At 60.9% G+C, this 22273-nt stretch carries 22 protein-coding genes; 19 read left to right on the top strand and 3 right to left on the bottom strand.

From position 1 onward, the window contains the following. Window positions 1-102: 102 nt before the first annotated feature. Window positions 103-1293, top strand: coding sequence for a TIGR03790 family protein (locus METFAM1_RS0112875; protein ID WP_019915718.1), 1191 nt, complete (start codon window positions 103-105; stop codon window positions 1291-1293). On the opposite strand, the gene METFAM1_RS0112870 is transcribed toward METFAM1_RS0112875, so the two are convergent. The 3 genes from METFAM1_RS0112870 to waaA are packed head-to-tail and all read right to left on the bottom strand — an operon-like array spanning window position 1286 to window position 4711. Beyond that, window positions 1286-2266, bottom strand: coding sequence for a GDP-L-fucose synthase family protein (locus METFAM1_RS0112870; protein ID WP_019915717.1), 981 nt, complete (start codon window positions 2264-2266; stop codon window positions 1286-1288). The genes METFAM1_RS0112875 and METFAM1_RS0112870 overlap by 8 nt on opposite strands. A gap of 16 nt (window positions 2267-2282) precedes the next feature. Next, a complete protein-coding gene (gene gmd, locus METFAM1_RS0112865; protein ID WP_019915716.1) occupies window positions 2283-3398 on the bottom strand; it encodes a GDP-mannose 4,6-dehydratase in 1116 nt (371 codons plus the stop codon). Window positions 3399-3445: 47 nt separating this feature from the next. Then, on the bottom strand, window positions 3446-4711 hold the full coding sequence (waaA, locus tag METFAM1_RS0112860) for a lipid IV(A) 3-deoxy-D-manno-octulosonic acid transferase (RefSeq protein WP_019915715.1): 1266 nt from the start codon (window positions 4709-4711) through the stop codon (window positions 3446-3448). Window positions 4712-4801: 90 nt separating this feature from the next. Between waaA and METFAM1_RS0112855 the strand changes: the two genes are divergently transcribed. From METFAM1_RS0112855 to METFAM1_RS0112780, 18 genes are all read left to right on the top strand, one after another. Further along, complete coding sequence (locus METFAM1_RS0112855) at window positions 4802-5167, top strand: MarR family EPS-associated transcriptional regulator (protein ID WP_019915714.1); 366 nt, start codon at window positions 4802-4804, stop codon at window positions 5165-5167. After that, entirely contained in the window at window positions 5164-6978 is a 1815-nt protein-coding gene (locus METFAM1_RS0112850) for an ABC transporter ATP-binding protein (RefSeq protein ID WP_019915711.1), read from the top strand. The genes METFAM1_RS0112855 and METFAM1_RS0112850 overlap by 4 nt, the downstream gene beginning before the upstream one ends. 4 nt (window positions 6979-6982) lie before the next feature. Next, window positions 6983-7981 (top strand): UDP-N-acetylglucosamine 4,6-dehydratase (inverting), encoded by a 999-nt coding sequence (gene pseB, locus METFAM1_RS0112845; protein WP_019915710.1) that lies wholly within the window; start codon window positions 6983-6985, stop codon window positions 7979-7981. Beyond that, entirely contained in the window at window positions 7978-9144 is a 1167-nt protein-coding gene (gene pseC / locus METFAM1_RS0112840; protein WP_019915709.1) for a UDP-4-amino-4,6-dideoxy-N-acetyl-beta-L-altrosamine transaminase, read from the top strand. The genes pseB and pseC overlap by 4 nt, the downstream gene beginning before the upstream one ends. A 20-nt stretch (window positions 9145-9164) precedes the next feature. Beyond that, window positions 9165-10247 (top strand): N-acetylneuraminate synthase family protein, encoded by a 1083-nt coding sequence (locus tag METFAM1_RS0112835; protein ID WP_019915708.1) that lies wholly within the window; start codon window positions 9165-9167, stop codon window positions 10245-10247. Continuing rightward, window positions 10244-10867 carry an imidazole glycerol phosphate synthase subunit HisH gene (hisH, locus tag METFAM1_RS0112830; protein WP_019915707.1) on the top strand — a complete coding sequence of 208 codons (624 nt, stop codon included), beginning with the start codon at window positions 10244-10246 and terminating at the stop codon, window positions 10865-10867. The genes METFAM1_RS0112835 and hisH overlap by 4 nt, the downstream gene beginning before the upstream one ends. Beyond that, window positions 10861-11676, top strand: a complete 816-nt coding sequence (gene hisF, locus METFAM1_RS0112825) for an imidazole glycerol phosphate synthase subunit HisF (RefSeq protein ID WP_019915706.1) — start codon at window positions 10861-10863, stop codon at window positions 11674-11676. The genes hisH and hisF overlap by 7 nt, the downstream gene beginning before the upstream one ends. 54 nt (window positions 11677-11730) lie before the next feature. Then, window positions 11731-13032, top strand: coding sequence for an N-acetyl sugar amidotransferase (locus tag METFAM1_RS0112820; RefSeq protein ID WP_019915705.1), 1302 nt, complete (start codon window positions 11731-11733; stop codon window positions 13030-13032). 5 nt (window positions 13033-13037) lie between these two features. Continuing rightward, window positions 13038-13724: an acylneuraminate cytidylyltransferase family protein gene (locus METFAM1_RS0112815; protein WP_019915704.1), complete on the top strand. Its 687-nt coding sequence runs from the start codon at window positions 13038-13040 to the stop codon at window positions 13722-13724. Beyond that, window positions 13724-14350 (top strand): pseudaminic acid biosynthesis-associated methylase, encoded by a 627-nt coding sequence (locus METFAM1_RS0112810; protein WP_019915703.1) that lies wholly within the window; start codon window positions 13724-13726, stop codon window positions 14348-14350. Before METFAM1_RS0112815 ends, METFAM1_RS0112810 begins: the two co-directional genes overlap by 1 nt. Then, the gene (gene pseG / locus METFAM1_RS0112805; RefSeq protein ID WP_027490917.1) at window positions 14337-15878 is read left to right on the top strand and encodes a UDP-2,4-diacetamido-2,4,6-trideoxy-beta-L-altropyranose hydrolase; all 1542 of its coding nucleotides are present in this window, start codon (window positions 14337-14339) and stop codon (window positions 15876-15878) included. Before METFAM1_RS0112810 ends, pseG begins: the two co-directional genes overlap by 14 nt. After that, on the top strand, window positions 15871-16926 hold the full coding sequence (pseI, locus tag METFAM1_RS0112800; protein ID WP_019915701.1) for a pseudaminic acid synthase: 1056 nt from the start codon (window positions 15871-15873) through the stop codon (window positions 16924-16926). Before pseG ends, pseI begins: the two co-directional genes overlap by 8 nt. Window positions 16927-17135: 209 nt before the next feature. Then, window positions 17136-17771 carry a sulfotransferase family 2 domain-containing protein gene (locus tag METFAM1_RS20900; RefSeq protein ID WP_232419755.1) on the top strand — a complete coding sequence of 212 codons (636 nt, stop codon included), beginning with the start codon at window positions 17136-17138 and terminating at the stop codon, window positions 17769-17771. After that, window positions 17725-18738: a hypothetical protein gene (locus METFAM1_RS20895; protein WP_198291404.1), complete on the top strand. Its 1014-nt coding sequence runs from the start codon at window positions 17725-17727 to the stop codon at window positions 18736-18738. The genes METFAM1_RS20900 and METFAM1_RS20895 overlap by 47 nt, the downstream gene beginning before the upstream one ends. Next, a complete protein-coding gene (locus tag METFAM1_RS20650; RefSeq protein WP_081627157.1) occupies window positions 18739-19725 on the top strand; it encodes a glycosyltransferase in 987 nt (328 codons plus the stop codon). Window positions 19726-19727: 2 nt separating this feature from the next. Further along, the gene (locus tag METFAM1_RS20200; protein WP_019915699.1) at window positions 19728-20702 is read left to right on the top strand and encodes a glycosyltransferase family 2 protein; all 975 of its coding nucleotides are present in this window, start codon (window positions 19728-19730) and stop codon (window positions 20700-20702) included. Next, window positions 20689-21531 carry a class I SAM-dependent methyltransferase gene (locus METFAM1_RS0112785; RefSeq protein WP_019915698.1) on the top strand — a complete coding sequence of 281 codons (843 nt, stop codon included), beginning with the start codon at window positions 20689-20691 and terminating at the stop codon, window positions 21529-21531. The genes METFAM1_RS20200 and METFAM1_RS0112785 overlap by 14 nt, the downstream gene beginning before the upstream one ends. A gap of 11 nt (window positions 21532-21542) precedes the next feature. Then, window positions 21543-22259, top strand: a complete 717-nt coding sequence (locus tag METFAM1_RS0112780) for a glycosyltransferase family 2 protein (RefSeq protein WP_198291402.1) — start codon at window positions 21543-21545, stop codon at window positions 22257-22259. Window positions 22260-22273: the final 14 nt, after the last annotated feature.

Raw genomic sequence — 22273 nt, 5'->3', positions numbered from 1 at the left:
GATCTGCGCCCGGATGGTGCCATGCCCGTGCGCGGACAGGTGTCTCGCAGGCGTCTGCCTATATAGACTGTCGGCCTGACCGATATGCCCTCCGGACGTCACATGCCGAAACTCCTGATCTGTCTCCGTGCCCTGCTGCTGGTTCTGTCGCTGCCTCTGGTCGAGGTGGCGCACGCGCTGGGACCGGGCGAACTGGCGGTCATCGTCAATGTGTCCGATCCGGCCAGCGTCGATGCCGGTACCTACTACCGCATCCGCCGCGGCATACCGGAAGCGAATCTGATCGAGGTACGGCTGCCGCACGACCGCGCGGCGCTGACACGCGCCGAGTTCGAAGCGCTGCAGGCGGAAGTCGAGCAGAAGCTGCCGCCCGGCATCCAGGCCTTTGCGCTGGCATGGACCAAGCCGTGGCGCGCCGGTTGCATGAGCATCACCTCGGCCTTCGCCTTCGGCTACGACGAACGCTTCTGCTCGGCCAGTTGCGGGCCGACGCAGACCAGCCGGATGTTCAATGGCGGCCGCGGCATGGCCGAGGACATGCCGATGCCGCGACCGGCCATGCTGCTGGCCGGCGATTCGGTCGAGCAGGTGCGCCAGCTGATCGACCGCGGCATCGCGGCGGACTACAGCTATCCGAAGGGCAGCGTCTATCTGGTCCGTACCGAAGACGCCGCACGCAACGTGCGCGCCGGCATGTTCGACGAAATCGTGCAGCAGGTGCGCGGCCTGCATTTCGAGACGCCGACCGCAGCCGAGGCGGGCGGGCGGCGCGACGTGATCGGCTATTTCACCGGTGCGGTCAGGGTGCCGGCGCTCGACACGCTCACCTTCCTGCCCGGCGCGCCGGCCGATCATCTGACCTCCTTCGGTGGCCAGCTGACCGGCAACCAGACGCAGATGAGCGCGCTCGAGTGGCTGCGGGCCGGCGCCACCGGCAGTTACGGCACCGTGGTCGAGCCGTGCAACCACCTCGGCAAGTTCCCGCACCCCGGCATCCTGATGACCTTCTACGCCGAGGGCGAAACGCTGATCGAAGCCTACTGGAAGAGCGTCGCCTGGCCCGGCGAAGGCGTGTTCGTCGGCGAGCCGCTGGCGCGGCCCTTCGGCATGCGCACCACGCGCGACGACAAAGGCTGGTGGCTGGAAAGCCATTCGGCCGCCGGGCGCCGCGCCGTGGTCGAAGTGGCGCCGAGCGTGGTCGGTCCGTATCGCCTGGCCGGCACCGTGCAGATTCCGGCCGGACACGGGCGACAGCGGCTGAAGGTGGAGGCGGGGGCGGTGAGGGTCAGGTAGCCTGACAGGTGAAATCCCGATAGGCGTCTGCCAGACCGCTACGCAGGGCGGTCGCGGCTCGCCAGCCCATTCCATTCAGGCGCGATACATCCATCAACTTGCGTGGCGTGCCATCGGGTTTGGTCGTGTCGAATACCAGCTCGCCGTCGAAACCAACCACATTGCCAACCAGTCCGGCCAGTTCCTTGATGGTCACGTCTTCGCCCACACCGACGTTCACCAGCGGCGGCTCGAAGCGGCCGGTCTTCGATTCGTCGCTGCCCAGCAGGCTCGTGTAGCGGTCATCCGGCAGGTTCATCAGGAAGACGCAGGCGTCAGCCATGTCGTCGCTGTACAGGAATTCGCGCCGGGGCGTGCCAGTACCCCAGATGGTGACCGTCCGGTCTCCCCGCTGCTTCGCCTCGTGAAACTTGCGCAGCAGCGCCGGAATGACGTGGCTGTTCTCCGGGTGGTAGTTGTCGCCCGGCCCGTACAGATTGGTTGGCATCACCGCCAGGTACTTGGTGCCGTACTGGCGGTTGTAGCTCCAGCACATTTCGATGCCGGCGATCTTGGCCAGCGCATACGGCCGGTTGGTCGGTTCCAGCGGCCCCGTCAGCAGACAGTCCTCGCGCATCGGCTGCGGCGCCATCTTCGGGTAGATGCAGCTCGACCCGAGGAACATCAGCCGTGTCACGCCATGCTTCCACGCGCTGTGGATCACATTGGCCTGGATCACCAGATTGTCGCGGATGAACTCAGCCGGGTAGCTGTTGTTGGCGACGATGCCGCCGACCTTGGCGGCGGCGAGGAACACGTATTCCGGCTTGTGTTCGGCGAAGAAGGCGTCGGTCGCGGCGGCATCGGTCAGATCGAGTTCGGCGTGCGTCCGCTTGAGGACGTTCGTGTAGCCCTTCGCCTCGAGATTGCGGACGATGGCCGAGCCGACCAGACCGCGATGGCCGGCGACATAGATGCGCGCGTGCTTGTCCATGGAATGGTTCGCCCGCTCACTCGTGGTAATCGTAGGCCTGGAAGCCGGCCATCTTCACCAGCGCATCGCGCTTGGCGCTGGTGTAGTCGGATTCGACCATTTCCTTGACCAGTTCCTGCAGCGTGGTCTTCGGCGTCCAGCCCAGCTTCTCGCGCGCCTTGGTCGGGTCGCCGAGCAGGGTTTCCACTTCGGTCGGGCGGTAGTAACGCGGATCGACCTTCACGATCACGTCGCCCACCTTCACCTTGGCGCGGTCACCGGTGACAGCGGCCACGATGCCCACTTCCTTCTCGCCTTCACCCTCGAAGCGCACCGTGATGCCCAGCTCGGCAGCGGCAAACTCGACGAACTGGCGCACGCTGTACTGCACGCCGGTGGCGATGACAAAGTCCTCCGCATGATCCTGCTGCAGCATGAGCCACTGCATCTCGACGTAGTCGCGGGCATGACCCCAGTCGCGCAGCGCGCTCATATTGCCGAGGTAGAGGCAGTCCTGCAGGCCGAGGGCGATGCGTGCGATGGCGCGCGTGATCTTGCGCGTGACGAAGGTTTCGCCGCGCACCGGCGACTCGTGGTTGAACAGCACGCCATTGCAGGCGTACATGCCATAGGCCTCGCGGTAATTGACGGTGATCCAGTAGGCGTAGAGCTTGGCCACCGCGTACGGGCTGCGCGGGTAGAAGGGCGTGGTTTCCTTCTGCGGGATTTCCTGCACCAGACCATAAAGCTCGGAGGTCGACGCCTGGTAGAAACGGGTCTTCTTTTCCAGACCGAGGATGCGGATGGCTTCCAGGATGCGCAGCGCGCCGATGCCGTCGGCGTTGGCGGTGTATTCCGGTTCTTCGAAGCTCACCGCCACGTGCGACTGGGCGGCCAGGTTGTAGATTTCGTCCGGCTGCACCTTCTGGATGATGCGCACCAGAGAGGTCGAATCGGTCAGGTCACCGTAGTGCAGGATGAACTTGCGGTTGTCGACGTGCGGGTCTTCGTACAGGTGGTCGATGCGGTCGGTGTTGAACAGCGACGAGCGACGCTTGATGCCGTGGACCTCGTAGCCCTTCTTGAGCAGGAATTCGGCGAGGTAAGCGCCGTCCTGGCCGGTAACGCCGGTGATGAGTGCGATTTTGGGCATGATTCTCTGGGGGCCGGAAGTCAGGGGCGAATTATCGCCCATGTGTGTCAATCGTTCCCGCTTGAGGGAAGCAGCGCTTCCAGCGCCTGCAGCGTACGTACGGTTGCTCCCCGGTGCGCGCGGGCGAATGTGTGTGCAGCGGTCGCCATGCACTGCCGCCGCTCGGGGTCGTTCAGCAGCGCGCGAGCGATGGCTGCGGCATTCGCCTCGTCAGTCGCTCTGATCGCGGCACCCGCGTCGATGGCGTCAAGGGTTGCCGTCGTAAAATTGAATGTGTGCGGCCCGATAACGACCGGGCAACCCACGGCGCACGCTTCGATCAGGTTCTGTCCGCCCAGCGGTTGCCAGCTCCCGCCGATAAGTGCGAGGTCGGCCAGCGTATACCAAGCGAACATTTCACCCATCGCGTCACCCAGCCATATGCGGGTGTTCGTGTCAGGAAACGCGCCGGAGCTGCGCCGACATAGCGTCAGGCCGCGAGAGAGGATGTCGTCGGCGACCTCGTCGAAGCGCTGCGGGTGACGCGGAACCAGAGCGATCAGAACGTCGGACGGAAGCGCCGGCAGCAGGGCGTCCAGCAGCGGCGCTTCCTCGTCCTCGCGGGTGCTTGCCAGCAGCAGTACCCGGCGCGGGCCCACGCCTGCGCGCCAAGCTCTGCCGAGGTCGAGCTGGCTGGCCGGCGGTTCGATGTCGAACTTCAGATTGCCGGCGACAGCAACTCGCGGTGCGCCGAGCGCGGACAACCGCGCCGCGTCCTCGGCGGTTTGCGCGACAAGTGCGGAGAAATCGCGCAACACCGCGTGTACGAAGCCGCCCAGCCGTGCGTAACGTGCGGCCGAGCGCGCCGACATTCGGGCGTTTGCCAGCACGGTCGGCACGCCGGCGCGGCGGCATTCGCGCACTAGATTCGGCCAGATCTCGGTTTCCATCACGATGCCCAGGGCGGGTCGCCAGCGACGCAGGAAGGCGCGCTGTGCCCAGGGCAGATCCCACGGCAGCCACGCGAACTCGGCGAAGTCGCCGTACAGCGCGCGAGCCGTGGCTCGGCCGGTGGCGGTCATTTGCGTGATCAGGATCCGATGTTCCGGATAGCGGAAACGAAGGGCGGCCAGCAGTGGTGCCGCCGCGCGGGTCTCTCCGACTGATACGGCATGCAGCCATAAGGTCGGACGCGAGGGCGGACGAGGGCCCAAGCCCAGACGCCCGCGGATGTCCTCCAGATAGCCTGGTTCGCGTTGGCCGCGCAGCCGCGTGCGCAGCAGCGCGAAGGGCAGGCCGAGCAGCCAGATCAGGGTATAGAGGGCGCGCATCATGAGGGCGCGAGCATAGCAGGCGGATGTCGGCCGAATTGACAGTGAAGGCGGCTACGTGTGTAATTCGCGCGTTCAATCAATGAACGCACGATGCTCGACGAACAGACCCGATACCGCCTGCTGAAATTGCTGGAAGCGAAGCCCGAACTGTCGCAACGACAGCTCGCGCAGGCGCTGGGTATGAGCGTCGGCAAGGTCAATTTCTGCCTCAACGCGCTGATCGAGCGTGGCTTGGTCAAGGCGCGCAACTTCCGAAACAGCCGCAACAAGCTCGCCTACATGTATTTCCTGACGCCCGCCGGCTTCGAGGAGAAGGCGCGGGTGTCGCTGCGCTATCTGAAGCACAAACTGCAGGAGTACGAAACGCTGCGTTCGGAGATCGAGGAGTTGCAGGTCGAGGCGCGCCGCATGAGCGCGCAGGCCGGCGAAGCTTTTCGGGACGAGGGGCGGCAATGAGCGAAATCAGGCCTCGGCTCTCCGTGGCGCGGAAGGTGTTCGCGGTGCTCGACCCTGACCAGCGCGGAGTTGCAGGCGGGCTGTTCCTGTTGATGCTGGTCGGCATGGCGTTGGAAACATTGGGCGTGGGTCTGGTGGTGCCGGTGATGGTGGTGCTGATGCAGGACGATCCCGCCAGCTATAGCCCCGGGCTTGCCGCCGTGCTGGAGTTCTTCGGGCATCCGTCCAGATCGATGTTGTTGCTGGGCGCAGTAATTGCAATGGCGACCATCTATTTCCTGAAGAACGTCTTTCTGGCATTTCTAGCGTGGAGGCAAGCGGCGTTCGCTTTTGCCGTGCAGGCGCGAGTCGCGAAGAAGTTGTTCTCCCGTTATCTGAACCAACCTTATATTTTTCATCTTCAGAACAACTCGGCGCAACTGATCCGGAATGTCACGACAGAAGCTTCCTTTTTCTGTAGCCATGCTCTTGTTCCTGGTCTGTTGCTCATCACCGAGACGATTGTGCTCGTTGGCATTTCCTGTCTGCTTTTCTACCTGGAGCCCTTGGGCGCATTGCTTGTGACGATGGTCACGGGAATTCCGTCACTGCTCTTCCTGCGCTACTCACGTCAGCGGGTGGCCCGCTGGGGCAAGGAGAGACAGTCTCACGATGGCAAGCGCCTGCAACTGATCCAGGAGGGGTTGTCAGGGATCAAGGACGTTCTCATGCTCGGGAGGTCGCCGACCTTTTTGCAACAGTTCGCGTTTCATAACGAAGTCATGGCGCGTGTCGGGGGGAGGCAGCTCGTCTTGCAGCAATTGCCGCGACTCTGGTTGGAGTTCGTAGGTGTGCTGGGTGTTGCCGTTCTCGTTGCTGTGCTGCTCTTACAAGGGAAGACTCCTCCGGAAATTGCGGCAGCGGTCGGCCTCTTTGCGAGCGCCGCGTTCCGGCTGATGCCTTCTGTCAATCGGGTGCTGACTTCCCTGAACGGCTTGCGTTATGGGCGTGTGGTGCTGGATCTCATGTACGCGGAACTCGCGAAAGCGGCTGTCGTCACGCGCAGCGGTGGGGATGTAGCCGATGCGTGCGTACGTTTCACAAGGTCATTTAGGCTCCGAAATCTCAGTTACAGCTATCCGGGGACTTCAACCGGTGCGCTTTCCTCCGTGAATCTGGAGGTCAGTGCCGGGGAAATGTTCGGTATTGTCGGAAGCAGTGGATCGGGAAAAAGCACGCTCGTGGATTTGCTGCTCGGACTGCTTGAACCGACCAGCGGATGGGTGGAAACGGACGGGCAGGACATCCATGCCGATCTCCAGAGTTGGCGCCGACAGATCGGCTATGTTCCGCAATCGATCTATCTGACTGACGACTCTCTGCGCCGTAACGTGGCCTTCGGGGTGCCGGAGGACGAGATCGACGACGCGGCAGTTGCGCGTGCGATAAGGTTTGCGCAACTGGACGCGCTGGTCTCTTCGCTGCCAGCAGGGCTGGAAACCTTTGTGGGTGAGCGCGGCGTGCGACTGTCCGGGGGGCAGCGGCAACGTATCGGTATCGCACGGGCGCTATACAGGGATCCACCCATCCTCGTGCTCGACGAGGCCACCAGTGCCCTGGATGTGGGTACCGAGGCGGAGGTGATGAAGGCGATTACCGCGCTGCAGGGCCAGAAGACCATCTTGATCGTCGCACATCGGCTCAGTACGGTAGAACATTGCGACCGGCTCTGCCAACTCGAACATGGCCGTGTGGTGCAGATCGGTATCCCTGCTGAAGTGCTCGCTAATCTTGTCCGTACGGCCGACGAGGCCGTCCCCTCTTTGGACTGACTCCATGTTGACCAACGCATCCATCCTGGTGACCGGCGGAACCGGTTCCTTCGCCTATACCTTCGTGCCGATGACGCTGGCTCGCTACAACCCGCGACGTCTGGTTATCTTCTCGCGTGACGAGATGAAGCAGTGGGAAATGGCCAAGCTCTATGGCGACGATCCGCGGGTGCGCTTCTTCATCGGTGACGTCCGCGACAAGGACCGCCTCTCCCGTGCGCTGCATGGTGTCGACTACGTCGTGCATGCCGCTGCCACCAAGATCGTGCCGACCGCGGAGTACAACCCCTTCGAGTGCGTCAAGACCAATGTGATCGGCGCGATGAATCTGATCGACGCCTGCATCGACCAGAACGTCAAGCGTGTCGTGGCCTTGTCGACCGACAAGGCGAGCAGCCCGGCCAACCTTTACGGCGCCACCAAGTTGGCGTCGGACAAGCTGTTCGTGGCTGGCAACTCCTACGCTGCCGGTAACGACACCCGCTTTGCGGTGGTGCGTTACGGCAATGTGATGGGTTCGCGCGGCTCGGTCATTCCCTACTTCCTGTCGATCGCCGACAAGGGTGTTCTACCGATCACCGATCCGCGCATGACGCGCTTCATGATCACGCTTGAGCAGGGCGTGGATTTGGTCTGGCATGCCTTTGACGACATGGTGGGCGGCGAGATCTACGTGAAGAAGATTCCGTCGATGAACATCACCGACATCGCGCATGCGGTCGCGCCCGAGGCGCGGCACGACATCGTGGGCATCCGCCCGGGCGAAAAGCTGCATGAACAGATGATCGGCCCCGAGGATGCGCCGCACACCTATGAGTACGACGATCATTACAAGATACTCCCCGCCATTCACAAGTGGAGCGAAGACCCGGGGCGTATCAACGATGGCGTGAAGGTGGCGCCTGATTTCACGTATTCGTCGGACAATAACGGCGATTGGATGAGCGTGGATGCCCTGCGCGCGTGGATTCATGCGAACCGGGAAAAAGTGGGGCGGATATGAGCAGCTTCATTCCGTATGGTCGGCAGGAGGTCAGTGAGGACGATATCGAAGAGGTCGTTCGAGTGCTCCGCTCCGACTTCCTGACCCAGGGGCCCGCCGTTCCGGCCTTCGAGCGGGACATGGCCGAGTACTGCGGCGTCGAGCATGCGGTGGCGGTCAACAGTGCCACGTCAGCGCTCCACATCGCCTGTCTTGCACTGGGTGTCGGTGCAGGTGATCTCGTCTGGACCAGCCCCATCAGCTTCGTGGCGAGTGCGAACTGCGCACGCTATTGCGGCGCGGACGTCGATTTCGTCGACATCGATCCCAAGACCTACAACCTTAGCGTCGACGCGCTGGCTGAGAAGCTCTCGGCCGCCGAGCGAAACGGTCGACTGCCCCAGGTCGTGATTCCGGTCCATCTGTGCGGGCAGCCCTGTGACATGGCTGCAATACGGATGCTCAGTGACCGATACGGATTCAAGGTCATCGAGGACGCATCGCACGCGGTAGGCGGAAGATACCGTGACGAGTCGATCGGGAACTGCCGGTACAGCGACATCACCGTATTCAGCTTCCACCCGGTAAAGATCATCACGACCGGTGAGGGGGGTATGGCGCTGACCGCGAATCCTGAACTGGCGGAGCGAATGCAGATGCTGCGCAGTCACGGCATCACGCGTGAGTCTGAACAGATGATCGGGGAATCCCACGGCGCGTGGTACTACCAGCAGAAAGTTCTGGGCTTCAACTACCGCATGACGGACATGCAGGCCGCACTGGGAAAGAGCCAGTTACGTCGCCTGGACGGTTTCGTCGCAGCGCGGCATCACCGCGCCCGGAGATACGATGCGATGCTTGCCGATCTGCCGGTCGTGACGCCTTGGCTGCACCCGGATGGATACTCGGCGTTCCATCTCTACGTTATTCGGATTGATCCCACGAGAACGAATGCCTCGCGCCGGTCCGTTTTTGATGGTCTGCGGGCTGCCGGAATCGGGGTCAATGTGCATTACATCCCAATCCATACTCAGCCATATTACCGGCAACTCGGTTTTGTGGACGGTGACTGCCCCTCTGCAGAGCGCTATTACGCGGAGGCGCTTTCTCTCCCGATGTTCCCGGGCCTGAAAGACGAAGAGCAGGACACCGTGGTGCGCGTCCTGCAAGAGTGTTTGACCTGATACAGAGAGGATTCACCACCATGGAAGAACGCGCTACCCGCGTAGAGATCAACGGCATGGGCATCGGCGGTGACGAGCCCTGCTTCGTGACCTTTGAAGCAGGTCCTACGCATCAGGGTCTCGAGTCGGCGAAGCGGCTGGCACGCCATGCCAAGGCCGCTGGCGGCAACGCCATCAAGTTTCAGGTCTTCGACCCCATGCGACTGGTGGCGGATCCGTCGCTGCCGTTCACTTACGATGTGCTGACCGATCGCGTCAGCGGTGCGACCGAGACGGTCACCGAACCGCTGCGCGATATCCTCATGCGCCGGGCGCTGAGTCGCGACGAGTGGCGCGCCCTGAAGCTGCACTGTGACGAACTGGGGCTCGCGTTCTTCGCCACCGCATGCTTCTACGATGATGTCGATTTCCTGGTGGAGATCGGGTGTCAGTCGATCAAGATCGCCTCGGCAGACGTGAATCATCTGCCCTTCATCCGTTATGCGGCACGCACGGGTCTGTGCATCCAGCTGGATACAGGGATGGCGTCGCTCGGAGAAATTGAGATCGCGGTTGATGCGATCCGGGCGGAGGGCAATGACCAGATCGTCATTCATCACTGTCCGTCGGGCTATCCTGCACGGGTCGAGAGCATCAATCTGCGCACCATCCCGACGATCAAGCGGCTTTTCGGCTGTCCGGTTGCCTTCTCGGATCACAGCCCCGGTTGGGATATGGACATTGCGGCGCTCACCATAGGCGCCGACATGCTCGAGAAGACCATTACCGAAGACCGGACCACGCGGTCAGTCGAGCACATCATGTCGCTGGAGCCGCAGGACATGGGGCGTTTCGTAGAGATCGTGCGGGAGATTGAGGTGGCTCTTGGAAGCACGCGTCGCATTCTGTCCGATGTGGAGAAACGCAAGCGCGATGCGATCAGGCGCAGCCTGCATCTTGCGCATGACCTGCCCGAGGGGCATGTGCTAAGCGAAGCGGATATTGACTACCGTCGCCCGGGAACCGGAATTCCTCCCGACCGCCTGGCCGAGGTGCTCTCGAGGCCGCTCGTCCGTGCCAAGGCGGCGGGGCAGCGGTTGGAATGGAGCGACCTCGGCGCATGACGTCCGCTACCGCAGCTGTCGTGGACTACGGCATGGGCAACCTGCGCTCGGTGCAAAACGCCATCGAGCACGTAGGTGGTCGTGTCGTCGTGGTCAGCGAGCCTGAAGCGCTGGCTGCGTACGACAAGATCATCCTGCCCGGCGTCGGGGCGTTCAGCGAGGCGATTGATTGCCTCCGCAATACCGGGTTGGCGGATTCATTGAATGAGTGCCGGCGGTCGGGTACGCAGATTCTCGGCATCTGTCTGGGCATGCAGCTGATGTGTGCACGCTCGAAGGAGGGTGGCGACTGGGAAGGACTTGGCTGGTTTGATGCGGAGGTACGGCCTTTCGTGCCCGCCGAAGGCTTGCCGGTGCCGCACATGGGTTGGAATGGGGTGGATTTCGGACATCAGGATCCACTGCTCACCGGGCTGGTCTCTGGAAGTGATGCGTATTTCGTACACGGCTACCACGTGCATTGCAGTGATCCCGCCGATGTTCTCGCCACGACGGAGTATGGCGTCCGCTTCCATTCGATGATCCAGCGCGACAACCTGCGTGGCATCCAATTTCATCCGGAAAAAAGTCAGGAGTTCGGACTTGCCATTCTGAAGAACTATCTGGAGATGGCATGCTGAAAAAGCGCCTGATAGCTGTTCTCATCCTGCGTGACGGTCAGGTGGTGCAGAGCGTTCGGTTCAAGCATACGAACGTCATTCACTACGATCCGGTGCATGCGATGGAAGCTTTCAACAAATGGGCGGTCGACGAGATCGTGATGATCAACGTGAGTCGCGACGCGGACAGCGTCGATCAGTTTGCGCAGATCGTCGAGCGGGTGTCACGGCAGTGCTTCGTACCTCTGACTGCGGGGGGATGGATCACGACCGAGGCATATGCGCAGCGCCTGTTGCGAAGTGGTGCCGACAAGCTCACGGTGAATACCCTGCTCGCGGATGATCCGGAACTGGTGACGCGCCTGGCGAGGCGCTACGGCAGTCAGTGCATCGTCGCCTCGATGGACGTGAAGCGGGACGAATCGGGTCGGCCTTTCGTTGCGGTTGACCGTGGCTCCCGCGTAATCCACGAGACGCCCGAAGAATGGGCGCAGAGGGCCGTAGCGCTCGGCGCCGGAGAGATACTGTTCAATTCGGTGGACCACGACGGCGCCCGCCGGGGATATGACCTCGACTCCATCAGGAAGGTCTGCGCCGCGGTCTCCGTGCCGGTCATCGCCTTTGGCGGCGTATTCACATGGGATCACCTGGTCGAGGGCATTGACGCAGGAGCGTCGGCCGTCGCCGTGGCCAATCTGTTCCATTACACCGAGCAAAGTACGCGTAAAGCCAAAACCCACCTCGCCAAGGCAGGTGTTCCGGTCCGGCAGCAGGGCCAGTCTCTGGCGACGGCAAAGACGCCTGCCCCGACCAGCCGCCCACAGGGCTGATCCCGTCGCCGGTCGTACCTGCTCCTTCCCACATTGCAATCTGAGAGAAAGCCCGTGAAATACTGCGCCCGATGTCTGTATCCCGAGAATGCACGCCCGACCATCATCTTCGACGAAGAGGGTGTGTGCAGCGGCTGTCGTTACCATGAGAGCCGCAGCAAGCAGCTGGATATCGACTGGGCCGAACGCGAGGCCATGCTGGTCCGGATTCTCGATGAAGCGAAGCGGATGGCCAGGGAACGGGGCAACAGCCACGACTGCATCATTCCCGTCTCCGGCGGCAAGGACTCGCACTATCAGGTCTGGTTGCTGAAGGAAAAGTACGGCATGAATCCCCTGCTCGTGACCTTCAACCACGCCTTCAACACGCCGGCGGGCAACCGGAATCTCTACAACCTCGTCGAGAAGTCCGGGTGCGATTTCGTCCGCTATACCGCGGGCCTGGATTCAGTCCGCCGCATTTCGCGCTACATGCTTGAGAAAGTCGGTGACCTGACCTGGCACTACCACGCCGGTATCCGGACTTACCCTTTCCAGGTTGCCGTTGAGCGCAATATTCCGCTGATCGTATGGGGTGAACACGGATTCGCGGAGCTGACGGGCATCGTGTCACTCGAGGACTTCGTCGAGTTCACGCGCTGGACCCGTAAGGAGCACGACATGCGGGGGTATGAACCGCATGATCTGGTGGGTCACGGGGGCATCACGGAACAGGATATCGCGCCGTACATCTACCCCTCTGACGAAGATATTGCGCGGGTCGAGGTGCGCGGCATCTACCTCTCGAACTTCATCTACTGGAACGCAAAGGCGCAGGCCGACATCGTGATGAAAGAGTGGGGGTTCGAACCCATCGCATACGAACGGGAGCGCTCCTTCAATCTTCACAGCAAGATCGAAGACCACGCCAATGATGTTCACGACTTTCTCAAGTATCTGAAGTTCGGGTACGGGCGCGCAACCGATGATGGGAGCATGGAAATCCGCCACGGTCGGATGACCCGTGAGGAGGGTATCGAGATGGTCAAGCGATATGACGCCAGAGAGCCCTCCACCCTCCAGACCTATTGCGACTTTCTGGGCATCACCAAGAGCCAGTTCTATGACTGGGTAGAACCCATGCGCGACGCGCGTATCTGGAAGAAGAGCGAGACCGGCGAGTGGCAGGTTCTCGACGCCGTCTCCCGGCACCCCGCTGGAGAGGCGGAAGAGAAAGCCCGCGTGGCGCCTGCACCCGAGGCGGACCGGACTTTCTCGGACGAGAACCGGCGCATGTACTACAACCCGGCCAACCCGCCGGAAAAGACCGGTGACCCGGCGCTGGATGAGCCCAGCCTGACCTTCCGGGTGATCTGACGCCGATGTCCACGGTAGCGGTCATTCCGGCGCGCGGTGGCTCGAAGCGCCTGCCCAGAAAAAACATTCTGGATCTCGCTGGCAAGCCGATGCTGGCGTATGCGATCGAGACCGCCCATGCGTCCCGGCTGTTCGACCAGGTCTGCGTATCGACCGAGGATGCTGATATCGCCCGTGTCGCACGGGAGTTCGGAGCGGCGGTCATCGAGCGTCCGGATTCGATCGCCGGCGACCGGTCGACCGTCGCGCAGGTGTGTCTGCATGCCCTGGAGGCACTTCCTTCGATCGATGTCTTCTGTTGCATCTACGCAACGGCTGTGTTGCTGAAACCGGAGACGCTGCAGGCCTCACATGCGCTGCTGGAGGCAGAACCCAAGGCGGATTACGTCATGGGCGTCTCCCGCTACGAACATCCGCCGGTTCAGGCGCTCAAGGCAGATGAAGCCGGTTATCTCACCTACATGTGGCCGGAGTGGAGGGGGGTGCAGTCGCAGTTCCAGCCTGATCTCGTGGTGAGCAACGGTACGTTTTACTGGGGGCGCCGGCAGCCGTTTCTTGCTGACCGGACTTTCTATGGGTCACGGCTCCGGGGAGCCGTGGTGCCTGACGATCAGGTTTCCGATATCGATACTGAAGCAGACTTTAGGAAGGTTTTCGATTTGATTTCCGGTGTGGAGGGGAGACTTAAGTGATGGCCCGTACAAAAACCGAGCAGGAAGATTTCTGGGCGAACAAATACGCCGAGGACTACATCAGAAACAACCAGGCGTTCGACCATGAGCTCGGAGCTCAGGCATGGCGGACCATGCTGTCGAAGGTCAGTGCTGACGTCGGCAATTATCTCGAGTGCGGCTGCAATATCGGTCGTAACGTCGATCAGCTCAAGACCGCTCTGCCGGACGCCACGCCGTCCGTCATTGAAATCAGCGAGCCGGCATTCAGCTCAGTGACGGCACGGCATCGATTTGATCATGCATTCAACGGGGCAATCCTCGATTCAGGTTTCGAGCCAGCTTCGTTCGATCTGGTCTTCACCATGGGGGTGCTGATTCACATCAACCCGGATCAGCTTCTGGATCACATGCGTCGGATGTTCCATTACTCCCGACGCTACATATTGATGGGCGAGTACTTCAACAGGACGCCTGTTTCAATTGAGTACCGCGGTCAGATGAACATGCTCTTCAAGCGTGATTTCGGAAAGCTGTTCATCGAGAACTTCGATGTGACGCTTGTTGATTATGGGTTCCTTTGGGGCCACCTGTATGACAAGGCCGGGTTCGACGACATCACTTGGTGGTTGTTTGAAAAGCGCTGACTCCTTTAGCGTCGCCTTCCGGACTGATGCATCCTTGTTGATTGGGACGGGGCACGTGATGAGATGTCTCGCGCTTGCGGATGCGCTGAGAGCACGCGGAGCACAGACCACATTCATTGCACGGCAGCAGCCGGGAGACCTCATTGATCATCTGGCCCGAGAAGGCCATGAAGTGATTCGACTTCCGGAGCTTTCACCACGGATCACGGATGACGATGGCGAGCGCACGGCTCACGCAGATTGGCTTGGAACCGGGTGGCGAAAGGATGTTTCAGACGTCAGGGTTGCGGTGGGCGTGCGGAGCTTTGACTGGCTTATAGTTGATCACTACGCGCTCGATGCGCGCTGCGAGCGCGTGTTGCGTGAGTTGGCTCCTCGCATCATGGTGATCGATGATCTGGCGGACCGCGATCACGACTGCGATCTGCTGCTCGACCAGAACCTATACCCGGACATGGCGCTCCGGTACGCGCGACGGGTGCCCGAAGTGACTCGTCAGCTGCTCGGTCCGCGTTATGCGCTGCTGCGTCCGGGGTTCGCCGCTGTGCGCGGCCGATCACGTGACGGCTCAGTGCGGCGGTTGCTGGTCTTCTTTGGTGGAGTCGATGCGGCCAACCAGACCGGCCGCGTGATCGGGCTACTTCCGCGCGCGCTGCCCGCGCGGGTAGAGGTGGATGTGGTGATCGGTGCCGCACATCCGCATCGCGCCGGCATCGAGGCGGCCTGCACGCAGGCAGGCTATAGTTGTTATGTTCAGACGGGCCGTATGGCGGAGCTGATGGCGGCGGCCGATCTGGCCATCGGCGCTGGCGGCACTGCGGTCTGGGAACGAGCCTGCACCGGGCTGCCGGCGCTAGTGTGGCCGCTGGCCGAGAACCAGCGCGAGCAGGTCGCGACCGCCGCCGATGCGGGTCTGTTGCATGCACCATCGCAGGTTAGTCACGACGACGAGGTGCTGGTGCGACACATCGCTGCGCTGTGCGACAGCCCCCATCTGCTGCGCGCGCTGTCCGCCGTCGGCGCGGCTGCGGTCGATGGTGCCGGTGTCGCAAGAGTATGCCGTGCGCTCGGTTGCTCCGGTGTCACCCTGCGTCGCGTCTCCGCAGACGATGCAGATGCTCTCTTCGCGTGGCGCAACTGCGAGACGGTGCGCAAGGTGTCACGTAACAGCGACCCGATTCCGCGGCCGGTGCATGACGCGTGGCTGGCCGACACATTGGCGCGCGCCGACCGAAGGCTGCTGGTCGGCGAGCGCAACGGTGTTTCGGTCGGTGTGGTGCGTTTCGACTTGACCGGTGACGAGGCCGAGGTGTCAATCTATCTCGCCCCAGGCGAACACGCCGCCGGGGCGGGCGGCGACTTGCTCGCCGCCGCCGAACGCTGGCTGGCGCTCGACCGGTCGGCCGGGGTGTGTAAGATTCGCGCCGAAGTGGCTGGTGACAACGCGCCGTCCCGTCACATGTTCCTGTCTGCGGGCTATCGCCCGGACGCCGCGCGCTTTCTCAAGCGAATCCATCCAGATGACTGATGCCTTCCAAATCGCCGGCCGTACCATAGGCGCCGGCGCCGCCCCTTTCGTGATCGCCGAAATGTCCGGCAATCACAACCAGTCGCTCGACCGGGCGCTGGCCATCGTCGAAGCCGCGGCAAAGTCGGGCGCGCACGCGCTGAAGATCCAGACCTATACGCCGGACACGATGACGCTGGATCTGGACGAACGCGAGTTCCACATCGCCGATCCGAACAGCCTGTGGGCCGGTACCTCGCTCTACAAGCTCTACGGCGAGGCCTACACGCCGTGGGAGTGGCATGCGCCCATCTTCGAGCGCGCGCAAGCTCTGGGCATGATTCCGTTCAGCACGCCGTTCGATGACAGCGCGGTCGATTTTCTCGAATCGCTGGATGTGCCGTGCTACAAGATCGCCTCGTTCGAGAATACAGATCTCCCGCTGATCCGTCGCGTGGCGGCCACCGGCAAGCCGCTCATCATTTCCACCGGCATGGCCACGCTGGCCGAACTGGACGAGACCGTGCGCGCCGCCCGCGAAGTCGGCTGCCGTCATCTGGTACTGCTTAAATGCACCAGCACCTATCCGGCCACGCCGGCCAATACCCATATCCGCACCATTCCGCACCTGCGCGAAATGTTCGGCTGCGAGGTGGGGCTGTCCGATCACACCATGGGTGTGGGCGTGTCGGTGGCCAGCGTCGCGCTGGGCGCAACCGTGATCGAGAAGCACTTCACGCTGGATCGCAGCGAAGGCGGCGTGGACGCCACTTTCTCGATGGAACCGCATGAAATGGCGCAGCTGGTAGTTGAGACCGAGCGCGCTTGGCAGGCGCTGGGCGAGGTGCGTTACGGGCCGACCGAAGCCGAGCGCAAGTCGCTGCAGTTCAGGCGCTCGCTCTATATCACCGCAGACCTGAAGGCGGGCGACGTCCTGACCCCGGACAACGTGCGTGCGATCCGGCCTGGACTAGGACTTCCTCCCGGAATTCTCGATCAGGTCTTGGGTAAGGCCGTGAATCGCGCGGTCGCGCGAGGCACACCGCTCTCATGGCTGTTGATAGGATGAGTTGATTTCCTTCCGTCTGTTTCGGTTCCGAATAACGGGTTCCGAGCTAGGGTCGGACCGGGTTAGATGTTGGGGACACAGAGCGGATATCTGATCGGTGAAATGATTCGCGCTCGCTGTCGCTTCGTAGGCGCGGAAGAGATCCCGCAGCTTTCCGGTCCAAGGCCGCAAAGACGTTTTTCTTTAGAGATCGCTAGGGCACTATTCTGATGCCGGTTTTCATAAAAAGAGATAAGACATGCCTTTTCATTCATATTCCGAAGGCAGGAGGATCAAGCGTCGAGGCGGGGGCTAGGCGGCTTGGCTGGAAGGAATATCTGTCTATTCGAGGAGTGAGTGCAGAAAGGCTTTCGATGTTGAAGTCGTCCCCTCAGCATTTACATGCTTCGGTGCTCGCGGGGTTCATGAATTTCGAACTGTTTGATCTGGTGCTTATGATATGCAGACACCCGCTCGAACGGTTCAAGTCCGAATACTATTGGCAGTCAAGACAGGGGATTACTGATCTCGCGCCTGCTGCTTGGGCGAATGCTGTGCTTGATCGTGTTCGAGCCGATCCATGGATGCATGACAATCACTTTCGACCACAGGTTGAATTTATTCCTGATGGAGGTGGCGAGAGAGTGTACAAGATTGAGGAAAACGGAGTCGGCAAGGCGCTTGCTGCCTTGGAGGACTTGGGTGGGAAAGGGGGGCTTGGGAATATTCTCTCCTTCTACAGCGGCCGTTTTGCAAGCAAGTCTTCAAGGAAGATCCCTTCTGTAGAGGATGCGCTAAATAGTTTTTCGACGAGGGTCTATGAGTATTATCGCGAAGATTATGAACGTTTTGGATACAGGCGATGATATCCATGGTCCAAGTTTTTCGCATTTGGTATACATCGGGCGTCGATGGTTAAGGGAATTCTTCCGCCTTCTGCTCAGGTCGATGATTCAGGCTTTTCGACGAGCACGTTCAGGTCATCGGGGGAAAGGTCGAGTATATCCCCCTCTTGCAGACTGGATGCGCGAACATTCAGGAAAGCATGTTGTGCTGCTTGGTGCATCGACCAGCGCTAGAGCGTTAGAAGCGGTGTTGAAGTCGAAGGGGAAGCCTTCCGATCTCGTGGTTATAGGGTGTAATTGGACAAATTACCTCGATATTGATCTGGATTTGTACATCTCTGCGCACTTGGTAATGTGCAGACTTGCTCAGGTGTCGAAAAGTCCGCCGTCGATGGTGATTAACCCAACCTTGGATGGTCGATCTGCCGGCTACGGGTTGGAGCCAATAATGCGCAAGAATTTTGGCGATGCGCCAGAAAAATTGTTTTCTGCGGAAGTTGGACCGAAAAAGGTGGTTCTCTATACAAACCAGAATGTCCTCTTTCTCATGATTAATGCGGCCTTGGCGATGAATCCTTGCTCTATTACTTTCTGTGGATTCGAGCGTACGTCGGACATTGCCAAGCGGATACATTTTTTCGCACGAGATATTCCTTTGATGAAACGGATCCTCGATGATTTTGTATCGATCCCTGATATGGATTTGATGGCGCATCAGAAGGGTTCTGTTGCCACTGAAATGCTCCAGGTTGTCTATGCGTATTTCTGGGCCTCACTGTTTGAGTGCCTGAGTGAAAACGATACGAGGGCATACATGGTGGTCAAACAGGATCAGGACCGATTGGCAGATAAGCGAGAAAGGTACATATCCGAGTTCGTGCGCATCGCCGAGGAGAGATCCATTCCGCTGTATCGGTTGGGTGACACGACGTTGTTTTCGGATCTTCCGGTTTCGCCAACCCTGGGCGCTCCGAGCGAGGGACTCTAAGTGGAAGCCCGTGCGGGCAAAATTTCGGTCGCTCTTGCGACTTGGAACGGCGCTGCATATCTCGGATGCCAACTGGAAAGTATTTTTTCACAGACCACGCCGCCAGATGAAGTGGTGTGTTCGGACGACGCCTCAACGGATGGGACTGTTGAGGTTATTGAGTCATTTTCAAGGGATGGGCGTTTGCTCGTCCGAATTCTGCGGAATGAAAGTAATTCTGGCTATATTGAGAATTTTTCGCGGGCCCTGGCCCACTGTTCTGGGGATTATGTTTTTCTAAGCGATCAGGATGATTGGTGGTGCCCAAATAAGATTTTGACGGTGATTGATTTTTTCGGGAGTCATCCAGAAGCGGTGCTCGTAATTCACGACCTGCTTTTCTGCGATGAAGAACTTCGTTCGAGTGGTCAAAAGAAACTTGACAGGCTTCGATCCTGCGGGATTTCGGATAAGAGCTACGTCAATGGAATGGCGACGGCCGTCCGCGGTAAATTCTTGAAGCTCTGCTTGCCGATTCCTATGCGCGAAGCGCTTACGCATGATCAATGGCTGCATTGTTGTGCGAATTTCGTTGATGGGCGTGTGGTGCTCCCGGTTGTTCTGGCGCACTATCGTCGACACGAGGGTGCCGTCACACGCGAGGGGGCATTGAACGAGACTTCAGTTTCAAGGTTCAGGTTTTTGCTCAGCATGTTCGTTCTATCGCGGAAGAGTGTTGCGCTCTCGCACTCTTATATTGAGCCTCTATTTTTCTGGGCCGAGAAAAATAGGAACGCCCTTGTAGAGGAAGGGTTTGTAACTTCCGAAGCTTTTGATCGGTCATTCTCAGATCTTTCCAAGATGGTCAAGATTGTTCGTGAGAGACGGGGTATTCTTGAGGCTCGGAGGGTTTCCAGGATTCTGAAGGTGGTGGTCTTTTATTTCCGGGGAGGGTATTCAGCGTTCAGCGGCTGGCGAAGTGCGGTCCTGGATATTGTGGCGCCGTAATCATGGTGTCTTCCGCATGCGGCAATGGGCTCCGCGCCCCGGTTGCCCTTTTCGTCTACAACCGGCCGGAGCATACAAGGCAGGCACTGGCGGCGCTCCGCGCGAACACGCTGGCGACCGAGACGCCGCTTTTTATTTTCGCCGACGCACCGCGAGACGGGGCGGCGCGGGCCGCCCATGCTGAGGTGCTGGAATGCATCCGCGACGTGCAAGGCTTCGCATCGGTCACGGTAATCCGGAGAGAGCGCAATCTCGGGCTCGCACGCTCCATCATCGATGGCGCCGGCATGCTGTGCGCGCGGCATGGCCGGGTGATCGTGCTGGAGGACGACCTGATTACCTCGCCACACTTCCTATGCTACATGAACGATGCGCTGGACCATTATGCGGACGACGAGGCGGTGGGCTGCATTTCCGCCTACATGTATCCGGTGAAGGTGCCGGCGGGCATGCCGGATACCCTGCTGCTGCCGTTTCCGATGAGTTGGGGCTGGGCGACCTGGTCGCGTGCTTGGCAACTTTTCGAGCCGGACGGCCGCAAGCTAGTGCAGAAACTGGAGGCGCGTGGCCTGACCACCGGTTTCGACCGGGTGGGGCCGGGCAATTTCATGCGCATGCTGAATGACCAGATCGCGGGCCGGAACAATTCGTGGTTCATCCGCTGGCATGCCTCACTTTTCCTTGCAGGCAAGCTGTCGCTGGCGCCGGTGCGTTCGACCATCCACAACATCGGGCTGGATGGCACCGGGGTGCACTGTTCGTCCTGGCGTTTCGATCCTTACCGCGTGCAGCCGTCGCTCGCGCCGCTCAAGGTGAGTGATGTGCCGCACCGGCCGATACCGGAGTTCGACCGCGCACTGCGCCGCTTCTTCATCAAAAGTAAAATACTGCGTTACGTCAATGCACTGGATCGGTTGCTGTCCCGCACCCTGATTCGCGTGGGCATCAGAACCGGGGAATCGAATGGCAAGCGCTGAGCCGATCAACTATCACTACGAGAAGCTCTACGGACAGGGCGAGAACGCGGCAGACATCGTACTGGCGATGGTGCCCCCGAATGCGCGCGTGCTCGAACTGGGCGCCGGGCCGGGCTCGATTACCCGCCGCCTAAAAGCCGAGCGTGCGAGCCGTGTCACCGCGGTGGAATTGGAAAGCTCCTTCCTGCCCCACCTCGCGCCTCACTGCGAGCGGGTAATGCGGGTGAACCTGAACGAAACGAATTGGGTTGGCGAGATCAGAGGCGAGAGTTTCGACGCGCTGGTCGCGGCTGATGTGCTGGAACACCTGAATCGACCGCAGGATCTGCTGCGCGCCTGCGAGGCGCTGCTGGCGCCTGAAGGTTGCGTGGTGATTTCCCTGCCCCACATCGGTCACGCGGTCATCCACGCCTGCCTGATGGACGAGGATTTCGAGTATCGCGATGCTGGCCTGCTGGACAGCACCCACATCCGCTTCTTCGGACTGAAGAATATGCAGACTCTGGTCGAGGTCGCCGGTTTCAAGGTGGTGGATGCCGGTTTTGTCAGCCGTGCGCCGGAGGACACCGAGTACGCGGATCGCTGGCGCAGGGCGCCGGACGACCTCAAGGCGGCGGTGCTGCGCAACCCGCATGCCACGGTCTATCAGTGCGTGCTGCGTGCGGTACGCATATCAGCGTCCGGCAAGGCGCTCGATCTGATGTCGCTGGCGGGACATGCGCCGCGGGTGACGCCGCTGATGCGGGTTAACCGCGTGCTCAAGCGCATGCTGCCGATGGGCCTTTATCGCCTCTGCCGCCGCGCCTACGCAGCCGTTTCGAGGACATGATTTCGGTCTGCATGGCCACCTGCAATGGCGAACCCTATCTGCAGGCACAGCTGGATTCGGTGCTGGCGCAGCTCGATGTCGGTGACGAACTGGTGATCGCCGATGACTGCTCGACCGACGGCACTCTGGCCTTGATCGAACAGCGCGACGATCCACGCATCCGCCTGCTGCCGGGCAAGCAGAGGCTCGGCGTGGTGGCCAACTTCGAACGCGCGTTGTGCGCCGCTCGGGGCGAGTACGTGTTTCTGTGCGACCAGGACGATGTCTGGCTGCCGAACAAGCGCACACTGCTGATCGAGGCGCTGGCGTCGGCGGACTTGGTCGTATCCGACTGCCTGGTTACAGATGGCATGCTGGCAGTAACCGACCCCTCCTTCTTCGCCCAGCGACGATCCGGGCCTGGCTTGTTGCGAAACCTATGGCGCAACAGCTTTCTCGGCTGCTGCATGGCGTTCCGTCGATCGCTGCTGGCCCGTGCCCTGCCATTTCCACCAGGGCTGCCGATGCACGACACCTGGCTCGGCCTTGTCGCCAGCGCGACCGGGCGGGTCCGTTTCGTCGGCACGCCAACGCTGCTATATCGTCGCCACGCCGCCAGTGCTTCGCCGACCGGTGGGCGCAGCCATTACGGGCTGATCGCGCAGATCGCGCACCGCGCCCGTTTCGCGGCGGCGCTCGGCGCACGGCTGATTTTGCTCAAGACATCGCCCAGGACCGGGCAGGCATGATGCCGCCCCCCGCT

The organism is Methyloversatilis discipulorum (assembly GCF_000527135.1).
GTDB classification, from domain to species: domain Bacteria; phylum Pseudomonadota; class Gammaproteobacteria; order Burkholderiales; family Rhodocyclaceae; genus Methyloversatilis; species Methyloversatilis discipulorum.
Note: the sequence above shows the minus strand (reverse complement) of the source record. Positions and strands in the feature narration are given on the sequence as shown.